Annotated in this window: 20 protein-coding genes; 12 read left to right on the forward strand and 8 right to left on the reverse strand. The window is 59.1% G+C overall.

Annotation, left to right across the window (positions count from 1 at the left end; genetic code table 11):
- Nucleotides 1-4: 4 nt before the first annotated feature.
- Nucleotides 5-1,024, reverse strand: coding sequence for an alpha/beta hydrolase family protein (locus H3028_RS08085; RefSeq protein ID WP_181296508.1), 1,020 nt, complete (start codon nt 1,022-1,024; stop codon nt 5-7).
- A 386-nt stretch (nt 1,025-1,410) separates the two neighbouring features.
- Between H3028_RS08085 and gabT the strand changes: the two genes are divergently transcribed.
- From gabT to trpC, 7 genes are all read left to right on the forward strand, one after another.
- The gene (gene gabT, locus H3028_RS08090) at nt 1,411-2,691 is read left to right on the forward strand and encodes a 4-aminobutyrate--2-oxoglutarate transaminase (RefSeq protein WP_181296509.1); all 1,281 of its coding nucleotides are present in this window, start codon (nt 1,411-1,413) and stop codon (nt 2,689-2,691) included.
- Between the two features lie 99 nt (nt 2,692-2,790).
- Nucleotides 2,791-3,465 (forward strand): ribulose-phosphate 3-epimerase, encoded by a 675-nt coding sequence (rpe, locus tag H3028_RS08095; protein ID WP_181296510.1) that lies wholly within the window; start codon nt 2,791-2,793, stop codon nt 3,463-3,465.
- Nucleotides 3,462-4,163, forward strand: a complete 702-nt coding sequence (locus H3028_RS08100) for a phosphoglycolate phosphatase (RefSeq protein WP_258237729.1) — start codon at nt 3,462-3,464, stop codon at nt 4,161-4,163. Before rpe ends, H3028_RS08100 begins: the two co-directional genes overlap by 4 nt.
- 179 nt (nt 4,164-4,342) lie before the next feature.
- Nucleotides 4,343-5,827: an anthranilate synthase component I gene (gene trpE, locus H3028_RS08105; protein WP_181296511.1), complete on the forward strand. Its 1,485-nt coding sequence runs from the start codon at nt 4,343-4,345 to the stop codon at nt 5,825-5,827.
- 2 nt (nt 5,828-5,829) lie between these two features.
- A complete protein-coding gene (locus H3028_RS08110; protein ID WP_181296512.1) occupies nt 5,830-6,423 on the forward strand; it encodes an aminodeoxychorismate/anthranilate synthase component II in 594 nt (197 codons plus the stop codon).
- The gene (gene trpD / locus H3028_RS08115) at nt 6,423-7,469 is read left to right on the forward strand and encodes an anthranilate phosphoribosyltransferase (protein ID WP_181296513.1); all 1,047 of its coding nucleotides are present in this window, start codon (nt 6,423-6,425) and stop codon (nt 7,467-7,469) included. Before H3028_RS08110 ends, trpD begins: the two co-directional genes overlap by 1 nt.
- Entirely contained in the window at nt 7,466-8,299 is an 834-nt protein-coding gene (gene trpC / locus H3028_RS08120) for an indole-3-glycerol phosphate synthase TrpC (protein WP_181296514.1), read from the forward strand. The genes trpD and trpC overlap by 4 nt, the downstream gene beginning before the upstream one ends.
- A gap of 60 nt (nt 8,300-8,359) precedes the next feature.
- On the opposite strand, the gene crp is transcribed toward trpC, so the two are convergent.
- Nucleotides 8,360-9,004, reverse strand: a complete 645-nt coding sequence (crp, locus tag H3028_RS08125; protein ID WP_025240288.1) for a cAMP-activated global transcriptional regulator CRP — start codon at nt 9,002-9,004, stop codon at nt 8,360-8,362.
- 217 nt (nt 9,005-9,221) lie between these two features.
- Between crp and H3028_RS08130 the strand changes: the two genes are divergently transcribed.
- Nucleotides 9,222-9,644: an OsmC family protein gene (locus H3028_RS08130; protein ID WP_181296515.1), complete on the forward strand. Its 423-nt coding sequence runs from the start codon at nt 9,222-9,224 to the stop codon at nt 9,642-9,644.
- A 266-nt stretch (nt 9,645-9,910) separates the two neighbouring features.
- The gene (gene speD, locus H3028_RS08135) at nt 9,911-10,705 is read left to right on the forward strand and encodes an adenosylmethionine decarboxylase (RefSeq protein WP_168426147.1); all 795 of its coding nucleotides are present in this window, start codon (nt 9,911-9,913) and stop codon (nt 10,703-10,705) included.
- Nucleotides 10,706-10,760: 55 nt separating this feature from the next.
- Here speD and coq7 read toward each other — a convergent pair whose 3' ends face one another.
- The 4 genes from coq7 to hemJ all read right to left on the reverse strand — a co-directional run bounded on the left by coq7 (nt 10,761) and on the right by hemJ (nt 13,310).
- Entirely contained in the window at nt 10,761-11,408 is a 648-nt protein-coding gene (gene coq7 / locus H3028_RS08140) for a 2-polyprenyl-3-methyl-6-methoxy-1,4-benzoquinone monooxygenase (protein WP_181296516.1), read from the reverse strand.
- A 56-nt stretch (nt 11,409-11,464) separates the two neighbouring features.
- Entirely contained in the window at nt 11,465-11,806 is a 342-nt protein-coding gene (locus H3028_RS08145) for a histidine triad nucleotide-binding protein (protein WP_181296517.1), read from the reverse strand.
- An 80-nt stretch (nt 11,807-11,886) separates the two neighbouring features.
- Nucleotides 11,887-12,861 carry a nitronate monooxygenase family protein gene (locus H3028_RS08150; RefSeq protein ID WP_181296518.1) on the reverse strand — a complete coding sequence of 325 codons (975 nt, stop codon included), beginning with the start codon at nt 12,859-12,861 and terminating at the stop codon, nt 11,887-11,889.
- Between the two features lie 20 nt (nt 12,862-12,881).
- Nucleotides 12,882-13,310, reverse strand: a complete 429-nt coding sequence (hemJ, locus tag H3028_RS08155; RefSeq protein WP_181296519.1) for a protoporphyrinogen oxidase HemJ — start codon at nt 13,308-13,310, stop codon at nt 12,882-12,884.
- A gap of 136 nt (nt 13,311-13,446) precedes the next feature.
- Here hemJ and argC point away from each other — a divergent pair, with 136 nt between their 5' ends.
- Both argC and erpA read left to right on the forward strand, forming a co-directional pair.
- Entirely contained in the window at nt 13,447-14,481 is a 1,035-nt protein-coding gene (gene argC / locus H3028_RS08160; protein WP_181296520.1) for an N-acetyl-gamma-glutamyl-phosphate reductase, read from the forward strand.
- A gap of 139 nt (nt 14,482-14,620) precedes the next feature.
- Nucleotides 14,621-14,971, forward strand: a complete 351-nt coding sequence (gene erpA, locus H3028_RS08165) for an iron-sulfur cluster insertion protein ErpA (protein WP_122166900.1) — start codon at nt 14,621-14,623, stop codon at nt 14,969-14,971.
- Nucleotides 14,972-15,051: 80 nt separating this feature from the next.
- Here the strand turns inward: erpA and H3028_RS08170 are convergent, their stop codons facing one another.
- Together H3028_RS08170 and H3028_RS08175 are read right to left on the reverse strand one after the other, a co-directional pair.
- Nucleotides 15,052-16,152, reverse strand: coding sequence for an anhydro-N-acetylmuramic acid kinase (locus H3028_RS08170; RefSeq protein WP_181296521.1), 1,101 nt, complete (start codon nt 16,150-16,152; stop codon nt 15,052-15,054).
- The gene (locus H3028_RS08175; RefSeq protein WP_181296522.1) at nt 16,153-17,550 is read right to left on the reverse strand and encodes a peptidoglycan DD-metalloendopeptidase family protein; all 1,398 of its coding nucleotides are present in this window, start codon (nt 17,548-17,550) and stop codon (nt 16,153-16,155) included.
- Nucleotides 17,551-17,733: 183 nt separating this feature from the next.
- Between H3028_RS08175 and tyrS the strand changes: the two genes are divergently transcribed.
- Nucleotides 17,734-18,933 carry a tyrosine--tRNA ligase gene (gene tyrS, locus H3028_RS08180; RefSeq protein WP_181296523.1) on the forward strand — a complete coding sequence of 400 codons (1,200 nt, stop codon included), beginning with the start codon at nt 17,734-17,736 and terminating at the stop codon, nt 18,931-18,933.
- Nucleotides 18,934-19,046: the final 113 nt, after the last annotated feature.

The following is a 19,046-nucleotide window of genomic DNA, read 5'->3' on the forward strand; positions in this document are numbered from 1 at the left end:
TCCGCTACGTCTGATTGTCCAGCCAGCCGCGGATCCGGCGCAGTAGCTGTTCCTGGTCGGCCTGGCTATCGCCGGTCTGGGGTGGCAATCCCACCTGACGATAGGCTGGGTGCTGGATCCTGCGACTTGCCTTCAGTCGCTCGCGGGCCGCCGTCGGATCGCCGCGTCCGTTCTTGTAGTAGAAATCGGCAGTGGCCAGCTTCAGCGTCGGGATTAGCTGCACCAACGGTTCGTCTTGTCCTTCCGGCTGGCGCGGCTGAATCACCCCCAGGTGTCTGACATCGCTCGGTGCCACGTGCTGAAGATACCGCGCTGCCCAGTAGCCGCCGGTGCCTTGCCCAAGTAGGACGATAGCTGCCGGTTGCTTGCTGCGAGCAAACGACAGCGCCGCCTCGATGCGCTCGGTAATCTGATCGGCATGCGGTGCAGCTGGAGCGACAGTTTCCTCCGTTTTGGTATCGTCACTAACCAGTTCGCTTGGTATCGCTGCGGTTTCTTCAGGCAGGTAGCCTGCCTCGCTTGGCACCGGATTTTCGGCAACCTGTTCGGTCTCCGCTGCGGGGTCTTCGACCGGCGGCTCAGCTGCGCCTTCTGAGGTGTTCGCGACCGCTGGAAGCGCAGGGCCGGGCGAATCCGGCAGGCTCAGGCTTAGCGTATGCCAACCGTGGTCGGGTAGGCCGCGGCGCAGCGGGCCGATGCCGCGCGGCCAGTCGGCGCTTTCTCCCTCGCCGGGTAGCAGGATGATCACGCCTCTGGGTTCGCCGACATTGGCGGGGCGCCAGAGCGCAGCGAAATCGTCGGTGCCTGCTTTGAGGCTGACGACCTCCTTATCGGGAAGTTGGCGCAGGAGGTCGGAGGTCATGATATCGCTGCGCGATCGCAACGGCGGGCGTTGGGTCGAAGCGGATGCTGGGGCTGCTCCCGCGTCTGCTGTAGAGGAGGCAGTCTCGGCATCGCTGGCGGTCGCCATCGTGATCAACGACAACAGTGCGAGCAACCTAAACGGGTCAAGCAAACGAGGCATTTATGTCTCCCTGGTTATCTACCGCAACTGAAGTGGCGTCGTTGTCTGCGGGAAGATGCCATCAGCCGATCTCGCCATGCCGCAAATACGTGAGGCCTATTTGTCGAAGATTATCGCCAGATGATTGTATGACGATCAGCGCTGTATCAGCGCGATCTCCAACCGGTTATGCGGAACCTCCCTGGCCAGCTGCGCGCAATCAGTACAGCCAATGCATGCCGAGAAAGCGTGATCGAAGATGAAGTTGGGCGTGCAATATAGCGAACAGCGTTCTACTGTAATCCGAACGCCCGGATGGCTCGGCAGTCGATCATCGTATGCTGCCTCGCTTGTTTCCTGGCGCTTATTCCGACCCGTGCCGACGATGAGCGGCTACTGAGGAGCTTATGAGCAAGACCAACGAATCCCTGATGCAACGCCGTGTCGCCGCTGTACCGCGCGGTGTCGGCCAGATCCATCCGATTTTTGCCGATCACGCAAAGAACAGCAGCGTGGTCGACGTCGAAGGTCGCGAGTTCATCGATTTCGCCGGCGGCATCGCTGTGCTGAATACTGGCCACCTGCATCCGAAGATTATCAAGGCGGTGGAACACCAGTTGCACAAGCTGAGCCACACCTGCTTCCAGGTGCTGGCCTACGAGCCCTATGTCGAACTGTGCGAGAAGATCAACGCGCGCGTGCCGGGCGATTTCGCCAAGAAGACGCTGCTGGTCACGACCGGCTCCGAGGCGGTGGAAAACGCCGTGAAGATCGCCCGCGCCGCCACCGGTCGCGCCGGGGTGATCGCCTTCACCGGCGCCTATCACGGCCGCACGATGATGACGCTCGGCCTGACCGGTAAGGTCGCGCCCTATTCGTCGGGCATGGGGCTAATGCCAGGCGGCATCTTCCGCGCGCTGTACCCGTGCGCCATCCATGGCGTCAGCGTCGACGAGTCGATCGCCAGCATCGAACGCATCTTCAAGAACGACGCCGAGCCGCGCGACATCGCTGCGATCATCATTGAGCCGGTGCAGGGCGAGGGCGGCTTCTACGTCGCACCGAAGGAGTTCATGGTCCGCCTGCGCGCGCTGTGCGATCAGCACGGCATCCTGCTGATCGCCGACGAAGTGCAGACCGGCGCCGGGCGCACCGGCACCTTCTTCGCCATGGAGCAGATGGGTGCGGTAGCCGACCTGACCACCTTCGCCAAGTCAGTTGGCGGCGGCTTCCCGATTGCTGGCGTCTGCGGCAAGGCCGAGCTGATGGACGCCATCGCCCCGGGCGGGCTGGGCGGCACCTACGCTGGCAACCCGCTTTCCTGCGCGGCGGCGCTGGCCGTAATGGATATCTTCGAGGAAGAGAAACTGCTTGATCGTTGCAAGGCGGTGGCAGAAAAGCTGACCGCTGGGCTCAAAGCCATCCAGACGGGGCACAAGGAAATCGGCGAGGTGCGTGGGCTCGGCGCGATGATCGCCATCGAGCTGTTCGAGGACGGCGACCATGCGCGACCGGCCGCCGCGCTCACCACTCAGATTGTCGCAAAGGCACGGGATAAGGGGCTGATCCTGCTGTCCTGTGGGACCTATTACAACGTACTGCGCGTGCTGGTGCCGCTGACGGCAGAGGACGAGTTGCTCGAGCGCGGTCTAGCGATTATTGCCGAGTGCTTCGATGAGCTGACCTAATCGCCCCGGTGCGCCTGCATCCGCAGCGGATGTCAGGCGCGCCGCAACCCTGGCCCTCGGGTACAATGCGCGGCATTCCGCCGTGCTACCGAGGTCGTCATGCAGCCGTTCGCCATCGCTCCCTCCATCCTCTCCGCCAATTTCGCCCGCCTGGGTGAGGAAGTGGACAACGTGCTCGCCGCCGGCGCAGACATCGTCCATTTCGACGTCATGGACAATCACTATGTCCCTAACCTGACCATCGGGCCGATGGTCTGCTCGGCGCTGCGCAAGCACGGCGTCACCGCGCCCATCGATGTGCATCTGATGGTCAAGCCGGTAGATCGTATGATCGGCGATTTCCTCGAAGCCGGCGCCAGCTACATCACCTTTCACCCGGAAGCCTCCGAGCACATCGACCGCTCGCTGCAGTTGATCAAGGACGGCGGCGCCAAGGCTGGCCTGGTGTTCAATCCGGCAACACCGCTGGAGGTGCTCAAGTACGTCATGGATAAGGTCGACATGGTGCTACTGATGAGCGTCAACCCTGGCTTCGGCGGGCAGAAGTTCATCCCCAATACCTTGGACAAGCTGCGCGAAGCGCGTGCGCTGATCGATGCCAGCGGTCGCGATATCCGCCTGGAGATCGACGGTGGGGTCAATCCGAAGAATATCCGCGAGATCGCCGCGGCTGGCGCCGATACCTTCGTGGCCGGCTCGGCCATTTTCAATCAGCCGGACTACAAGGCCGTGATCGACCAGATGCGTGCCGAACTGGCGCTGGCCCGCTCATGACTTACCTGGAGCAGCTCTTCGACGGCAAGCTGCCGCGGCTGGTGATGTTCGACCTGGATGGCACCCTGATGGACTCGGTGCCGGACCTGGCCGCAGCGACGGACAAGATGCTGATGCTCCTCGGCCGCGAACCCGCCGGCGTCACCCAGGTGCGCGACTGGGTCGGCAATGGTTCAAAGGTGCTGGTGCGTCGCGCCCTGGCCGGTCAGTTGCAGCACGATGGCGTCGCTGACGATCTGGCCGACGAGGCGCTGGCGCTGTTCATGCAGGCCTATTCCGGGGGACATGAGCTGACCACTGTCTACCCAGGTGTTCGTGAATGCCTGGATTGGCTGCGCGGGCGCGATGTAAAGCTGTCGATCATCACCAACAAGCCGGCGCAGTTCATCGAACCGCTGCTGGAAGAGAAAGGCCTCGCCGGGTATTTCCAGTGGCTGGTCGGTGGCGATACCTTGCCGCAGCAGAAGCCCGATCCGGCAGCGTTGTTGTGGGTTATGAGCCAGGCGGGCGTCGAATCCAATGCTTCGCTGTTCGTCGGTGACTCGCGCAGCGATGTGCGCGCGGCGAAGGCGGCGGGCGTTCCCTGCGTCGCGCTCAGCTACGGCTACAACCACGGCGAACCCATCGCCAATGAAAAGCCGGCACTGGTGCTGGATGACCTGCGCGAGCTGGTTGCTTCGGTTTCGGGGCTGCGCTAGTGTGGCCTCTGTTCCGCACACCTGGCAGACGAGATCAGATCGTGGTGGTCACCCGCAAACAATGGATGAATGTCATCAAGGCCCTGGCCCGTTGGCGCTGGCGCGCCTGACATTTCCTGCCGGCTCAGCCGGTACGTTTGCATTCGACCCAAGTAGCTCCCTCCGACCACGAGGCTGATATGACCCGCGAAGAATTCATGCGTTTGGCCGCCGAAGGCCACAACCGCATTCCCCTGTCGTTCGAAACCCTCGCCGACTTCGATACGCCGCTGACGCTGTATCTCAAACTCGCCGACGCCCCTAATTCCTACCTGCTCGAGTCTGTACAAGGCGGCGAGAAGTGGGGCCGCTATTCGATCATCGGCCTGCCGTGCCGCACCGTGCTGCGGGTGCAGGATCACCGCATCAGTATTACCACCGACGGGGTCGAGACCGAGGCCTGCCAGGTCGACGATCCGCTGGCCTTCGTCGAGGCTTTCCAGCAGCGCTACCGCGTGGCGCCGGTCGAAGGACTGCCGCGCTTCAACGGAGGGCTGGTGGGCTACTTCGGCTACGACAGCGTGCGCTATGTCGAACGCAAATTGGCGACCTGCCCCAACCCCGATCCGCTGGGCACGCCAGATATCCTGTTGATGGTCTCGGACGCCGTGGTGGTATTCGACAACCTTGCCGGCAAGCTGCACTGCATCGTTCTGGTCGATCCGTCGCAGCCGGACGCCTACGAGGCGGGGCAGGCGAAGCTTCAGGCGCTGCGCGAAAAACTGCGTCAGTCGATCACGCCGCGCCTTGGGTTGGACTTCGAAAGCGGCGGCGGTGCCGAACCGACCTTCCGCTCCAGCTTCAGTCGTGGGGACTACGAGCAGGCAGTCAACCGCATCAAGGACTACATCCTCGCCGGCGACTGCATGCAGGTGGTGATTTCCCAGCGCATGTCGATCCCCTTCAAGGCCGCGCCGATCGATCTCTATCGCGCGCTGCGCTGCTTTAACCCGACGCCCTACATGTACTTCTTCAACTTCGGCGATTTCCACGTGGTGGGCTCGTCGCCGGAGGTGCTGGTGCGTGTCGAGGAAGGGCTGGTCACCGTCCGGCCCATCGCCGGTACGCGGCCACGGGGCGTTAGCGAGGAGGCGGATCTGGCATTGGAGCAGGACCTGCTCAGCGACGCCAAGGAGCTCGCCGAACACCTGATGCTGATCGATTTGGGGCGCAACGATGTCGGCCGTGTGGCTGAGAACGGCTCGGTGCGGCTCACCGAGAAGATGGTCATCGAGCGCTATTCCAACGTCATGCATATCGTGTCCAACGTCACCGGCCAATTGAAGGCGCCGTTGACGGCGATGGATGCGCTACGTGCGATCCTGCCTGCGGGCACGCTTTCCGGCGCGCCGAAGATCCGCGCCATGGAAATCATCGACGAGCTGGAGCCCGTGAAGCGCGGCGTCTATGGCGGCGCGGTTGGCTATCTTGCCTGGAACGGAAACATGGATACGGCGATCGCCATCCGTACGGCGGTGATCAAGGACGGCGAGCTGCACGTGCAGGCCGGCGCCGGCATCGTTGCCGACTCGCAGCCAGCGTTGGAGTGGGAAGAAACGCTGAACAAACGCCGCGCCATGTTCCGCGCGGTCGCTCTGGCCGAACGCGACCAGCAGGAGAACTGATCATGCTGTTGATGCTCGATAATTACGATTCTTTTACCTACAACGTCGTGCAATACCTCGGCGAATTGGGCGCGGATGTGAAAGTAGTGCGCAACGACGAGTTGAGTGTCTCCGAAATCGAAGCCTTGAACCCTGAGCGCATCGTTGTCTCGCCTGGCCCCTGCACGCCGAACGAGGCGGGCGTCTCACTGGAGTTGATTCGCCATTTCGCTGGCAAGCTGCCGATTCTCGGCGTGTGCCTCGGCCATCAGAGCATCGGTCAGGCCTTTGGCGGTGACGTGGTGCGCGCGCGTCACGTCATGCACGGCAAGACCAGCCCGGTCATGCACGAGAACACAGGGGTATTTGCAGGACTGAACAATCCGCTCACGGTGACACGCTATCACTCGCTGGTAGTCAAGCGCGAAACCCTGCCTGACTGCCTGGAAGTTACGGCGTGGACGCGGCTGGATGACGGCAGCGTCGACGAGATCATGGGGCTACGGCACAAGACGCTGAATATCGAGGGCGTCCAGTTCCATCCCGAGTCCATCCTCACCGAACAGGGTCATGAACTGTTCGCCAATTTTCTGAAGCAAACTGGAGGCGTGCGCTGATGGATATCAAGGAAGCCCTCAACCGTATCGTCGGCCAGTTGGATCTGAGCACCGATGAAATGAAGGCGGTGATGCGCCAGATCATGACGGGGCAATGTACCGATGCGCAGATTGGCGCGTTCCTTATGGGTATGCGCATGAAGAGTGAAACCATCGATGAGATCGTCGGCGCCGTGCAGGTGATGCGAGAGCTCGCTGAGCCGGTGCATTTCGATACTCATCGCCTGGTGGACACCTGCGGCACCGGTGGCGACGGAATGAACATCTTCAACGTCTCCACCGCTGCGGCGTTCGTGGTGGCGGCCGCCGGCGGCAAGGTCGCAAAGCATGGCAACCGCGCGGTGTCAGGCAAGAGCGGTAGCGCCGATCTGCTTGAAGCAGCCGGTGTTTACCTGGATCTCACGCCCGAGCAGGTCGCCCGTAGCGTGGATGCCGTCGGCGTTGGCTTTATGTTCGCGCCAGCGCATCACGGCGCGATGAAATTCGCGGCGGGTCCGCGGCGCGAACTGGGACTGCGCACGTTGTTCAATATTCTCGGGCCGATGTCTAACCCGGCGGGCGTCAAGCATCAAGTGCTCGGTGTGTTCAGCAAGGAGCTCTGCCGGCCGATGGCCGAAGTGCTGGCGCGCCTCGGTAGTCAGCATGTGTTGGTGGTGCATGCGCAGGATGGTCTCGACGAAATAAGTCTGGCGGCGCCGACCTATGTTGCCGAGCTGAACAAGGGCGAGATCAGCGAATACCGCATCCAGCCGGAGGACTTCGGCATCAAGAGCCAGAGCCTGATCGGCCTCAACGTCGAGGATGCCCAGGGCTCGCTAATGCTGATCCGGGATGCGTTGGGGCGACGGAAAACTGAGAACGGTCAAAAAGCTGCCGACATGATTGTGTTGAATGCCGGCGCTGCGCTTTATGCCGCCGATGTGGCCAGCAGCCTGAAGCAGGGCATCGAAATCGCTCATGATGCGCTGCATACTGGCCTGGCGCGGGACAAGTTCGAGGAGCTGGTGTCCTTTACCGTGGTGTTCAAGCAGGAGAAGTCGCAATGAGCGTACCGACGGTTCTGGAAAAGATCCTCACGCGTAAGCGTGAGGAAGTAAGCGAGCGCCGTGGCCGTGTCGGTCTAACCGAGCTTGAGCGACTGGCGGCTGCGGCGGACCCGGTGCGTGGCTTCGCCCGTAGTCTGCAGGCGCAGGTCCGCAACAAGCAGCCGGCGGTCATCGCCGAGGTGAAGAAAGCCTCGCCAAGCAAAGGGATCCTGCGTGAGAACTTCGTGCCAGCGGACATTGCCAAGAGTTACGAGGCGGGTGGCGCAACCTGCCTTTCGGTACTGACCGATATCGATTTCTTCCAGGGCGCCGATGAATACCTGCAACAGGCCCGTGCAGCCTGCAAGCTGCCGGTAATTCGCAAGGATTTCATGGTCGATCCCTATCAGGTGGTCGAGGCGAGGGCGCTGGGAGCCGATTGTATTTTGCTGATTGTCGCTGCGCTGGAGGATGCGCAGATGGCAGAGCTGGCCGATGTGGCAAAGTCCCAGGGACTTGATGTGCTGGTGGAGGTCCATGACGGAGCGGAACTGGAGCGGGCGCTGCGTCTTGAGACGCCTCTGCTCGGAATCAACAACCGTAACCTACACACCTTCGAACTCAGCCTCGAAACCACCCTCGACCTGCTGCCGCGCGTTCCTCGTGATCGCCTGGTGGTCACTGAGAGCGGGATCCTGCATCGTGCCGACGTGGAGTTGATGGAAATAAACGAGGTGTATGCATTTCTGGTCGGTGAAGCCTTCATGCGTGCTGAGCAGCCCGGCGTCGAGCTGCAACGCTTGTTCTTCCCGGGGCGTGCCCGCCCGCGGTTGGCTGGCGACCCAGCCTGATTCGTTAAGAAATGAAAAAGCCGGCAATAGCCGGCTTTTTCATGGGGGCTGACTGAGCGCTTAGCGCGTGCCGAACACCACCATGGTCTTGCCTTTCACATGTACCAGGCCCTGGGCTTCCAGGCTCTTGAGTACACGCCCTACCATTTCCCGCGAGCACCCGACGATGCGGCCAATTTCCTGGCGGGTGATTTTGATCTGCATGCCATCCGGGTGCGTCATCGCGTCAGGTTGCTTGCAGAGGTCGAGCAGGGTGCGCGCTACCCGGCCGGTTACATCGAGGAACGCCAGATCACCGACTTTGCGCGTGGTATTGCGCAGGCGTTCGGCCATCTGACTGCCGAGGGCGTAGAGAATGTCGGGATCCTGCTGTGTCAGTTCGCGGAACTTGGCGTAGCTCAGTTCGGCGACCTCGCATTCGGTTTTTGCACGAACCCAGGCGCTGCGCTCTTTTTCCGAGCCTTCCTTTTCAAACAACCCCATCTCGCCGAAGAAGTCCCCGGAGTTGAGGTAGGCGATGATCATTTCGCGACCATCATCGTCTTCGATCAGGATGGTGACCGAGCCTTTAACTATAAAGAAAAGCGTTTCGCAGCGATCGCCTGCATAGATGATCGTGCTCTTGGCCGTATAGCGCCGGCGATGGCAGTGCGCAAGTAGCTTGTCGATGTTCTTGATCTTGGGCGTGAGTGTAATAGCGACCATGCTGTAGTCCCGGAAGATGTGTCCAATAGAAGGCAGTTCTTATTATGTATGACTGAGTTCTGTTATCAGGCCGAGGGAGCTTAACAGACCGGTTCAGATCGACAACAAAACTGCGACACGAATATCAACTTCCAGGCATTCATTTCGTCGGATTGCTGCCTCCAGTCACAAGCAGTGGTCATGCTAAGCTTCGCTCCTTTTTAACCGGAGTCTAGCGATGAAAGCGCGCATTCAGTGGGCCGGCGAAGCAATGTTTCTTGGCGAGTCGGGCAGTGGTCATGTCGTGGTCATGGACGGTCCGCCGGAAAACGGCGGGCGCAATCTCGGCGTCCGTCCGATGGAAATGCTTCTGCTGGGGCTCGGTGGCTGCAGTAACTTCGATGTGGTAAGCATTCTGAAGAAGTCCCGTCAGGCAGTGGAGAGCTGCGAAGCCTTTCTCGAGGCAGAGCGGGCCGATGAGGACCCGAAAGTGTTTACCAAAATCCACCTGCACTTTGTCGTCAAAGGACGAGGCTTGAAGGAAGCGCAGGTCAAGCGTGCCGTGGAGCTTTCGGCTGAAAAGTACTGTTCCGCCTCGATCATGCTAGGGCGTGCAGGTGTGGAGATCTCTCATGATTACGAAATTATCGAGCTGAATTGATTGCCGGGCCAACACTGCCGAACGCTTTATCTAGGCGCTTCTGGCTGGGATACTGCGCCGGCTCATATGGATAAGGTTCGCAAGCACTGGAACCGCGCGTCATCAATCTGCATAATGCGCGCCCCGTTTTTAACGGGGCCGTTTCGTTAGAACAGCACAGCCACGGTCGCAAATGCGAAGAGGTGTATACGGTCCTACGCAGGTACGGGGTATCTGACGGGCATGCTCAATCACGCGGTAAGCCGCATCAAAGAGAGTCTCCAATGGTGAAAAGCAAACTCAAGCTCCACGGGTTCAACAACCTGACGAAGTCCTTGAGCTTCAATATCTACGACATCTGCTATGCCGAAACCCAGGAAGACCAGCAGGCGTACGTGCAGTACATCGATGAACAGTATGATGCGGAGCGTCTGACGCAGATTCTGACCGATGTTGTCGACATCATTGGTGCGAATATTCTCAATATCGCGCGGCAGGATTATGAGCCGCAGGGCGCAAGCGTGACCATCCTCATCTCAGAGCAGCCGGTTACGCCGACTGACAGCCAGATCGAGGAGTCTCCCGGGCCGCTGCCGGATACTATTCTGGCGCACCTGGACAAGAGCCACATCACGGTCCACACCTACCCCGAAATTCACCCGGTCGAAGGTATTGCGACCTTCCGTGTGGATATCGATGTGTCAACCTGTGGCGTTATTTCACCGCTTAAGGCGCTGAACTATCTGATCCATCAGTTCGACTCGGATATCGTCACCGTCGATTATCGTGTTCGCGGCTTTACCCGTGATGTGGAGGGTAAGAAGCACTTCATCGACCATGAAATCAATTCGATTCAGAACTATCTCTCCGAAGACACGCGTTCGGCCTATCAGATGACCGACGTAAACGTTTATCAGGAGAACCTGTTCCATACCAAGATGCTGCTGAAGAATTTTGAACTGGAGAACTATCTGTTCGGTGATGCCACCAGCAATCTCTCTCCAGAACAGCGCGATCAGGTGGAAGATCGATTGCGTCACGAGATGCTCGAAATTTTCTACGCCCGTAACATGCCGGGCTAACGACCCGCAGAAACGAAAAGGGCGCCTGTATCGGCGCCCTTTTTTACGTCTGCGATCAAATCCGGTAGGTCGTCTTTGTCATTACCTTCGCCATTAGGCTCATGCCGAATTTGACTGGTGCCGGAAAACGCAAGCCGCCGGCATCGAGGGCGGCGGTCGAATGCTGTGCCTCGTCCGAACGCATCTGCTCCAGAATGGCCCGGGACTTCCCGTCACTGGGCGGAATCTGCTCGAGATGCTCATCGAGATGCTTGCAGACCTGATCTTCGGTTGCGGCAACGAAGCCCAGGCTGATGCGGTCGCTGATCAGGCCGGCAGAAGCGCCAATGCCGAACGACAAACCATAGAAGAGCGGATTGAGCACGCTGGTATGGCTGCCCAGCTGGCGGATGCGTTGTTCGCACCAGGCCAGGTGGTCAATCTCTTCATCGGCGGCGCGCTCCATGGCTTCGCGCACCCTCGGCAATCGTGCCGTTAATGCCTGCCCCTGATACAACGCCTGCGCGCAAACCTCGCCGGTATGATTGATGCGCATCAGCCCGGCCACGTGACGTGCTTCGCTGTCGCTTAGATCGGTCTCGTTCTTCAATACCGCAGGCGTCGGACGGTGGGGCTGGCCGCTGAACGGTAGCAGTGTTCTTAACGCGGCATCGGCCTGCATCAGCAGACGGTCGGTAGAGGAATATTGGCGTCGGTTAGGCATGTCGCCTCCAGGTGATTCGGAGTAGCCGTGGGCAGTGATGGGTGCGTCTCGGATGATCAGCCTGGTGGCCAATGCATCTGACGCTGGCCGAGCACATGCATGTGGATGTGATAGACCGTCTGGCCGCCCAGATCGTTGCAGTTCATGACGACGCGAAAGCCTTCCTGGCAGCCCTGTTCTTCGGCGAGGCGCTGAGAGGTGAACAGGATGTGGCCGGCAAGCGCCTTGTCGTCTTCTTCGCTCAGGTCGTGGAGCGTCGCGATATGCTTCTTCGGGATGACCAGGAAATGCACCGGCGCCTGGGGCGCGATGTCGTTAAAGGCGATGACTTGGTCATCCTCGTAAATCTTGTGCGCGGGGATATCCCCGGCGACGATCTTACAGAACAGACAATCCATGGCGTTTCTCCAGCATTTGACTGTTGAACAGTGTACCAGGCGATTTTCAGGCCAGGTGCCGAGCGGCTATGGGTTCGATGCTACGGTTGTCGTAGCCAGTGTTGCGAGAGCTGCGCTGCGTGGTGGATGGCTGCGCGATATTCACGATCCAGGCGCGCAATCAGCTCTTCGGCGCTCGGTAGATCATGTATTGCCCCCACGCCTTGCCCTGCTGACCAGACAGTTTTCCAGGCCTTGGCCTCGTCACTGACTGGTTTGAGCTTGTCTGCGTAGTTCATCTCGCCTTTGTTTTTCAGGCGCTCCTCGTCGTAGCCGGCCTGTTGCAGGCTTTGACGCAGGAAGCTCGCTGGCACGCCTGAAACGGCCGCGGTATGGATGACATCCGCAGCCTTGGCCTGCAGAAGCATCTGCTTGTATTCATCCGAAGCCTCGCTTTCCTGGGTGGCAATGAAGCGGGTGCCCATGTAGGCGAGATCGGCCCCTAGCAGCTGCGCCGCGAATACTTCATGGCCATGGTTAAGGCAGCCTGACAACAACAGCGTTTTGTCGAAGAACTGTCGGATCTCAGCAATCAATGCAAATGGACTCCAGGTGCCAGCATGACCGCCAGCGCCTGCGGCAACCGCAATCAGGCCATCGACTCCGGCTTCGGCGGCCTTCTCCGCATGACGGCGGGTAGTAACATCGTGGAAGACCAAGCCTCCGTAGCTATGGACGGCATCGACCACTTCTTTCGCGGCACCGAGACTGGTGATGACAATCGGAACCTGCTCTTCTACGCATATCGCTAGATCCGCCTGTAAGCGCGGGTTGCTGTGGTGCACGATCAAGTTCACGGCATAAGGCGCAGGCCTCTGCATTTCTGATAAATGCTGATTGATCTCTTGTAACCAGTCACGAAAGCCGCTGCTCTCCCGCTGATTGAGCGCAGGAAAGCTGCCCACCACGCCGCTGCGGCAACACGCCGCCACAAGCGTTGGGTTGGACACTAGAAACATGGGCGCGGCAACCAAGGGCAGGCGCAGACGTTCTTCGAGGAGGGCTGGCAGTGGCATGGTGGATTCCTTAAGTGGATTCAGAACGGCTTGACGACCACCAGAACGACGATGGCCAGCAGCAGCAACACCGGAAACTCGTTGAACCAGCGATAGAACACGTGGCTGCGGGTGTTCTCGTTGCGTGCAAAACGCTTTAGCTGCGCGCCGCATATATGGTGATAGCCGATCAGTAGGACAACCAGCGCGAGCTTGGCATGCAGCCACCCGCCGCTGCTGAATAATGCGGGGTTCAGCGCGATCATGCCGATCCCGAACAGCAGCGTGGCGATCATCGAGGGCATCATGATTCCACGATAAAGCTTGCGTTCCATGACCTGAAATCGCTCACGACTGACGATGTCCTCGCTCATGGCGTGATACACGAACAGTCTTGGCAAATAGAACAACCCGGCGAACCAGCAAACGATCGCAACGATGTGCAGGGCTTTCACCCAGAGATAGAGCATTAGGGGATTCCTTGGTTTCAGGGGCGGGGTTGATAGTAGTGGCTTGAAGGCCCGCGCGTCATCTAGGTGGTTGGCCCTGGGGCCAGGCACCTTTATCATCGACCCTCTTTAATCGTTCCACTGCGCGAGGCAGCTCATGGTCAAGGTCGGAATCGTTGGTGGCACAGGCTACACCGGGGTTGAATTGCTGCGTCTGTTGGCGCAACACCCCCAGGCCGAAGTGGTGGTGATCACCTCCCGCTCCGAAAATGGGGTCAAGGTGACGGATATGTATCCGAACCTGCGAGGCCATTACGATGAGCTGGCCTTCAGCGTGCCGGACGCCGCGACGTTGGGCGCCTGCGACGTGGTCTTCTTTGCGACGCCGCATGGTGTCGCCCATGCGCTCGCAGCTGAGCTGCTGGACGCCGGTACCCGAGTTATCGATCTCTCCGCGGACTTCCGCCTGCAGGACGCAGGCGAGTGGGCTAAGTGGTACGGCCAGCCGCATGGAGCGCCAGCTCTGCTCCCTGAGGCGGTCTATGGCCTGCCGGAGGTCAATCGTGAGCAGATCAAAGGTGCAAGATTAATAGCCGTTCCTGGGTGCTATCCGACCGCCACCCAGCTTGGCTATCTACCGTTACTGGAAAATGGCCTGGCGGATACATCGCGGCTGATCGCCGATTGCAAATCGGGCGTCAGTGGTGCGGGCCGCTCAGCCAAGATCGGGTCCCTTTTCACCGAGGCGGGCGAAAGTATGATGGCCTACGCGGTCAAGGGGCATCGTCATCTGCCTGAGATTACCCAGGGGCTGCGCCGTGCAGCCGGTGGTGACGTGGGGCTGACGTTCGTTCCCCATTTGACACCAATGATCCGCGGCATTCATGCCACTCTGTACGCAACTGTAACCGACACATCTGTGGATCTGCAGGCGCTCTATGAGCAACGTTACGCCGGCGAGCCGTTCGTCGATGTGATGCCGGCCGGCAGCCATCCGGAGACGCGCAGCGTGCGTGGCGCCAACATGTGTCGCATCGCGGTCCATCGCCCACAGGGTGGGGATTTGGTGGTTGTGCTCTCGGTTATCGACAACCTCGTCAAAGGCGCCTCCGGTCAGGCGTTGCAGAACATGAACATTGCCTTCGGCCTGGATGAGCGGCTCGGCCTGGGCAACGCCGCGCTATTGCCTTGACCGAAGCTGGCGACGATCGGCGCGCAGAGATGTCGCTCCGAAGCGGTCGGCCGCTGATGAATAGTTGACCAATTTTGTAGGAGAAGCCGATAATGCGGCGTCAACGCAGTAATGCGCGCTCCCGCGCCAGGAGAACCAAATGAGTGTCGAATCCTTCACGCCCACCGCGATTCAGTTTAGTCAGGGTGCCGCGAGCAAGGTGAAGAGCCTAGTTGATGAGGAGGGCAATCCGCGGCTGAAGCTGCGCGTCTTCGTTACGGGCGGCGGTTGCTCTGGTTTCCAGTACGGTTTTACCTTCGATGAGGATCTGGCCGAAGATGACACCATCATTGAGCGTGAGGGGGTGAGTCTTGTGGTGGACCCTATGAGCTATCAGTACCTGGCTGGGGCTGAAGTCGACTACCAAGAAGGCCTGGAGGGTTCTCGTTTCATCATCAAGAATCCGAACGCCACAACGACGTGCGGATGCGGCCAGTCCTTTTCGATCTAAAGCTGTTCTCGTTGCAACAAAACACCGCGCCTGGCGCGGTGTTTTTGTTCGTCGGGTGCGGTTCTCGCGGAAAGCGTCGTTCAGGCGGGGTAGATCGCACCCAGGACCCGCGGTCCTCGAGCGCCTGTCACGCTGGGGCGGTTGGCGGCGATGCCTTCGATGCAGCAATGCGCCAGCCAGCCGAACGCCATGGCTTCTATCCAATCTGGCTCGATTCCGTAGTCGGAGGTGCTCCCCACATGACACGCCGGCAACAGGGTTTGCAGGCGCTTCATCAATGCGGCATTGTGCGCGCCGCCCCCGCAGACCAGCACGTCTTGTGTTTCCGGTTGGGCTGCCAGGAGCGACTCGCAGATGCTGCGGGCGGTTAGCTCCAAGAGAGTAGCTTGGACATTTTCAGGCGCGATGTCGTGGCATGAGGCGAGGTGGGCATCCAGCCACGGCAGGTTGAACAGCTCTCGCCCGGTGCTTTTAGGTCCCTGTGCAGCGAAGAAGCTATCGCCTAGCAGTTGTGCCAGTAACCGACTATTCACCTGGCCGCTGGAGGCCCAGTTGCCATTTGAGTCGTATGGCTTACCTTGGTGGCGTTGAATCCAGGCGTCGAGCAGTACATTGCCTGGCCCGCAATCGAAGCCTTGGGTCGTTATGCCTGGTTGGAGCAGGCTGACGTTGCTGAATCCGCCGATGTTCAGCACCGCTCGGGCACGGATGGCGTCGCTAAATACCGCTTCATGGAATGCTGGTACCAAGGGTGCACCTTGGCCGCCGGCCGCCATGTCGCGTCTACGGAAATCGGCTACGACGCTAATGTTTGTCAGCTCGGCGAGCAAGGAGGGATGGCCAATCTGGATGGTGAAGCCACGTTGTGGTTCGTGTCGCACTGTCTGCCCATGGCTTCCGATCGCTCGGATGGCTGCGGTCCCGCACTGAGCCTTGCTGAGCAGCTTGTATATGCCGCTGCTCGCCAGTTCGGCCCAGGCCTGTTCCGCGATGGCCGCTCGGGCTAGCTCGTCAGGACCGGATGAGCAAAGGTCGAGCAGATCCTTTTTCAGCTGCGCCGGCATCGGTTCGTAATGCGTTTCGAGCAGAGTGGTCCGCTCGTTATGCTCGTTATGCTCGATTAGGGCGAAATCCAGACCATCCAGACTGGTACCTGACATGACCCCAATATAGAGCGGCATTTATTCGTTCTTCATGGCCAGCATGGTCGCGCGCTCTTCGTCCATGCGCGCCATCAGCGGCTTGCTCAACTGAAGGAAGCGCTGTTTCTCGTTCTTTGCAATGGGGTCCGCCATGGGTAGCTTCAGGCCCAGCGGATCGACATGCACCCCATCGACCTGAAATTCATAGTGCAGATGGGGGCCGGTCGAAAGGCCTGTCGTACCTATGTAGCCGATGATCTGTCCCTGCTTGACGGACGAGCCGTTGCGCACACCTTTGGCGAAGCCCTGCATGTGGGCATATAGCGTGCGGTAGCGGTTGCCATGCTGAATGACGACAGTGTTGCCGTATCCGCCCTTGCGGCCGGCGAGGAGAACCTTGCCATCACCTGCGCTTTTAATAGGCGTGCCGTGCGGTGCGGCATAGTCCACGCCTTTGTGGGCGCGGATCTTGTTCAGAATCGGATGTTTGCGGCCATTGGAAAAGCGGGAGCTGATCCGGGCGAAATCAACCGGCGTTCGGATAAATGCCTTGCGCATGCTCTCGCCGTCAGCTGTGTAATAGCTGCTGGTGCCTTGCTTGTTGGTATAGCGCACAGCGGTATAGCTTTTACCCCGGTTCGTGAAGCGCGCCGCAAGGATGTTCCCGGTACCTACCTTTTCGCCGGCAACAGTCTTTTGCTCGTAAACCACTTCGAAGGAGTCGCCTTTGCGTATATCCATGGCGAAATCGATGTCGTAACCAAAGACGTTGGCCAAGTCCATTGTCAGATTATGGCTGAGGCCTGCACGCTTCGCCGCTAGGAACAGGCTGCTTTCGATACGGCCGTACGCGTAAGCGGTACTGACATCAGGTTTCAGCTGTTCTTTCTTGAATACGTAACCTGCGTCGGATCGTTCCAGTTGCAGGCTTTCCAATTTGTTCAGCGGGCTGCTCAATTTGGCCAGATTACCTAGCTCATCCAGTTCAAATTCAAGACGCTGGCCCACTCGGAGACGTGCGAGCTGCTTCGCTTCTTTACTGCTTGTCAGTACCTCGTGAACAACTGCCTGCGGAAGACCTACCTTCGCAAATACAGTCGATAGCGTATCTCCATTGGCGACCACCACTTCCTTTAGGAGAGGCTTCGCTTCGATCGCTTCTTCTTTTTCTTCTGGTAAGGCTGATTGAAGCTCCGGTTCGCCAGGAAGCTCGGCCGAAGTGAATGGAGTCTCCGAGGGCGCACGTGTGAGAGGTTCGGCGGCAGCGGTTGCCAGCTCCGCGCTGGTATCGAGGCGAAGATCGAGAAAGGTCTTTTTCGCCTCGACTTCTCGAGATGGAAATACAAGGAGTGCCAGGCTCAGAAGCGCAGCTACACCGCTTGCAGCCAGGAGATGGCTCTTCGGGTAGAGAGGTGCTTTCGATTTTGAATAGGTCATTAGATGTCTGGAAATGTCTGGCGAAAATTTGTACAGGAAAAATAGTTGCCTAAAATATAACCAAAGAAGGGCTGAGGCAACCCTTGAATACCCTTGCGGCTCAATGCGCGCATTCGATGACGTTGAATTTTCCCGGCGTTCTTGTAAGGTTGACCGCCTTTATTTTCTGGTATGGGACCTCCAATGAAGTCGGTTCAAGAGCAGCTGTCGGTGATCAAACGGGGCGCTGATGAAGTGCTCGTCGAGTCAGAGTTGGTCAACAAGCTTGAGCGCGGCCTTCCACTTCGAATCAAGGCTGGCTTCGACCCGACTGCGCCGGATCTCCATCTTGGGCATACGGTGCTTATTAATAAGCTGCGCCAACTCCAGGAGCTGGGGCATCAGGTGATCTTCCTTATAGGGGATTTCACCGGAATGATCGGTGACCCAAGCGGCAAAAGCGCAACGCGTCCTCCCTTGACGCGTGATCAAGTCTTGGAGAACGCAGAAACCTACAAGAGTCAGGTGTTCAAAATTCTGGATCCGGCCAAGACCGAGGTCGCCTTTAATTCGTCCTGGATGGATCAGTTGACACCATCGGATTTCATTCGGCTGGCGTCACAGTACACCGTTGCTCGAATGCTTGAACGCGATGATTTTAGTAAGCGCTACTCGACCAATCAGCCAATAGCGATTCATGAATTCCTCTATCCGCTTGTTCAGGGCTATGACTCCGTTGCGCTGCAGGCGGATATCGAGCTCGGCGGTACGGACCAGAAATTCAACCTATTGATGGGGCGCGAGTTGCAACGCTCTTATGGGCAGGAGTCACAGTGCATCGTCACCATGCCGCTTCTCGAGGGGTTGGACGGGGTGAAGAAGATGTCCAAGTCGCTTGGTAACTACGTTGGGATTCAAGAGGCGCCGGGTGTGATGTACAGCAAGCTCGTGTCGATCCCGGATGTGCTTATGTGGCGCTATTTCGAGCTGTTGAGCTTTCGCGATATGGCGGAGATCGGAGAGTTTCAGGCGGACGTGTCGCGTGGTGCGAATCCTCGCGACATCAAGATCAAGCTCGCCGAAGAGATCGTTGCCCGCTTTCATGGCGAGGAGGTCGCAGCAACGGCTCACCGCTCTGCGGGTAATAGAATGAAAGAAGGTGAACTACCTGAAGACATTCCAGTGATCGAGTTGCGTTCGCCTGAGGGGATGCCCATCGCCTCGGTGTTGAATCGGGCGGGTCTGGTTAAGAACGCGGCGGTAGCGCGAGATCTGCTTGCATCGGGTGGGGTGCGGGTAGATGGTCAGGTAGTAGATCGGTCGTTTATCTTCGAGCTAGGCAGCACTCATGTTTGTCAGGCTGGAAAGAAGGCTTATGGGCGAGTTTCGCTCGAGGCTGAATAAAAGTTCAAACAACCGTTGACGTGTAATTGTGAGGGCCTATAATGCGCACCTTCTCCGGCGCAGGCCTTTCGCTAACCTCTTGTAAATCAAGAAGTTAGCGAAATAAAAGGCTT

It is taken from the genome of Pseudomonas sp. Q2-TVG4-2 (genome assembly GCF_013620795.1).
GTDB lineage: Bacteria > Pseudomonadota > Gammaproteobacteria > Pseudomonadales > Pseudomonadaceae > Stutzerimonas.

Bases quoted from the DNA above. Each gene is read 5' to 3' on its own strand.
- H3028_RS08085 (WP_181296508.1), bottom strand. From the start codon at position 1,024: ATGCCTCGTTTGCTTGACCCGTTTAGGTTGCTCGCACTGTTGTCGTTG.
- gabT (WP_181296509.1), top strand. From the start codon at position 1,411: ATGAGCAAGACCAACGAATCCCTGATGCAACGCCGTGTCGCCGCTGTA.
- rpe (WP_181296510.1), top strand. From the start codon at position 2,791: ATGCAGCCGTTCGCCATCGCTCCCTCCATCCTCTCCGCCAATTTCGCC.
- H3028_RS08100 (WP_258237729.1), top strand. From the start codon at position 3,462: ATGACTTACCTGGAGCAGCTCTTCGACGGCAAGCTGCCGCGGCTGGTG.
- trpE (WP_181296511.1), top strand. From the start codon at position 4,343: ATGACCCGCGAAGAATTCATGCGTTTGGCCGCCGAAGGCCACAACCGC.
- H3028_RS08110 (WP_181296512.1), top strand. From the start codon at position 5,830: ATGCTGTTGATGCTCGATAATTACGATTCTTTTACCTACAACGTCGTG.
- trpD (WP_181296513.1), top strand. From the start codon at position 6,423: ATGGATATCAAGGAAGCCCTCAACCGTATCGTCGGCCAGTTGGATCTG.
- trpC (WP_181296514.1), top strand. From the start codon at position 7,466: ATGAGCGTACCGACGGTTCTGGAAAAGATCCTCACGCGTAAGCGTGAG.
- crp (WP_025240288.1), bottom strand. From the start codon at position 9,004: ATGGTCGCTATTACACTCACGCCCAAGATCAAGAACATCGACAAGCTA.
- H3028_RS08130 (WP_181296515.1), top strand. From the start codon at position 9,222: ATGAAAGCGCGCATTCAGTGGGCCGGCGAAGCAATGTTTCTTGGCGAG.
- coq7 (WP_181296516.1), bottom strand. From the start codon at position 11,408: ATGCCTAACCGACGCCAATATTCCTCTACCGACCGTCTGCTGATGCAG.
- H3028_RS08145 (WP_181296517.1), bottom strand. From the start codon at position 11,806: ATGGATTGTCTGTTCTGTAAGATCGTCGCCGGGGATATCCCCGCGCAC.
- H3028_RS08150 (WP_181296518.1), bottom strand. From the start codon at position 12,861: ATGCCACTGCCAGCCCTCCTCGAAGAACGTCTGCGCCTGCCCTTGGTT.
- hemJ (WP_181296519.1), bottom strand. From the start codon at position 13,310: ATGCTCTATCTCTGGGTGAAAGCCCTGCACATCGTTGCGATCGTTTGC.
- argC (WP_181296520.1), top strand. From the start codon at position 13,447: ATGGTCAAGGTCGGAATCGTTGGTGGCACAGGCTACACCGGGGTTGAA.
- erpA (WP_122166900.1), top strand. From the start codon at position 14,621: ATGAGTGTCGAATCCTTCACGCCCACCGCGATTCAGTTTAGTCAGGGT.
- H3028_RS08170 (WP_181296521.1), bottom strand. From the start codon at position 16,152: ATGCCGCTCTATATTGGGGTCATGTCAGGTACCAGTCTGGATGGTCTG.
- H3028_RS08175 (WP_181296522.1), bottom strand. From the start codon at position 17,550: ATGACCTATTCAAAATCGAAAGCACCTCTCTACCCGAAGAGCCATCTC.
- tyrS (WP_181296523.1), top strand. From the start codon at position 17,734: ATGAAGTCGGTTCAAGAGCAGCTGTCGGTGATCAAACGGGGCGCTGAT.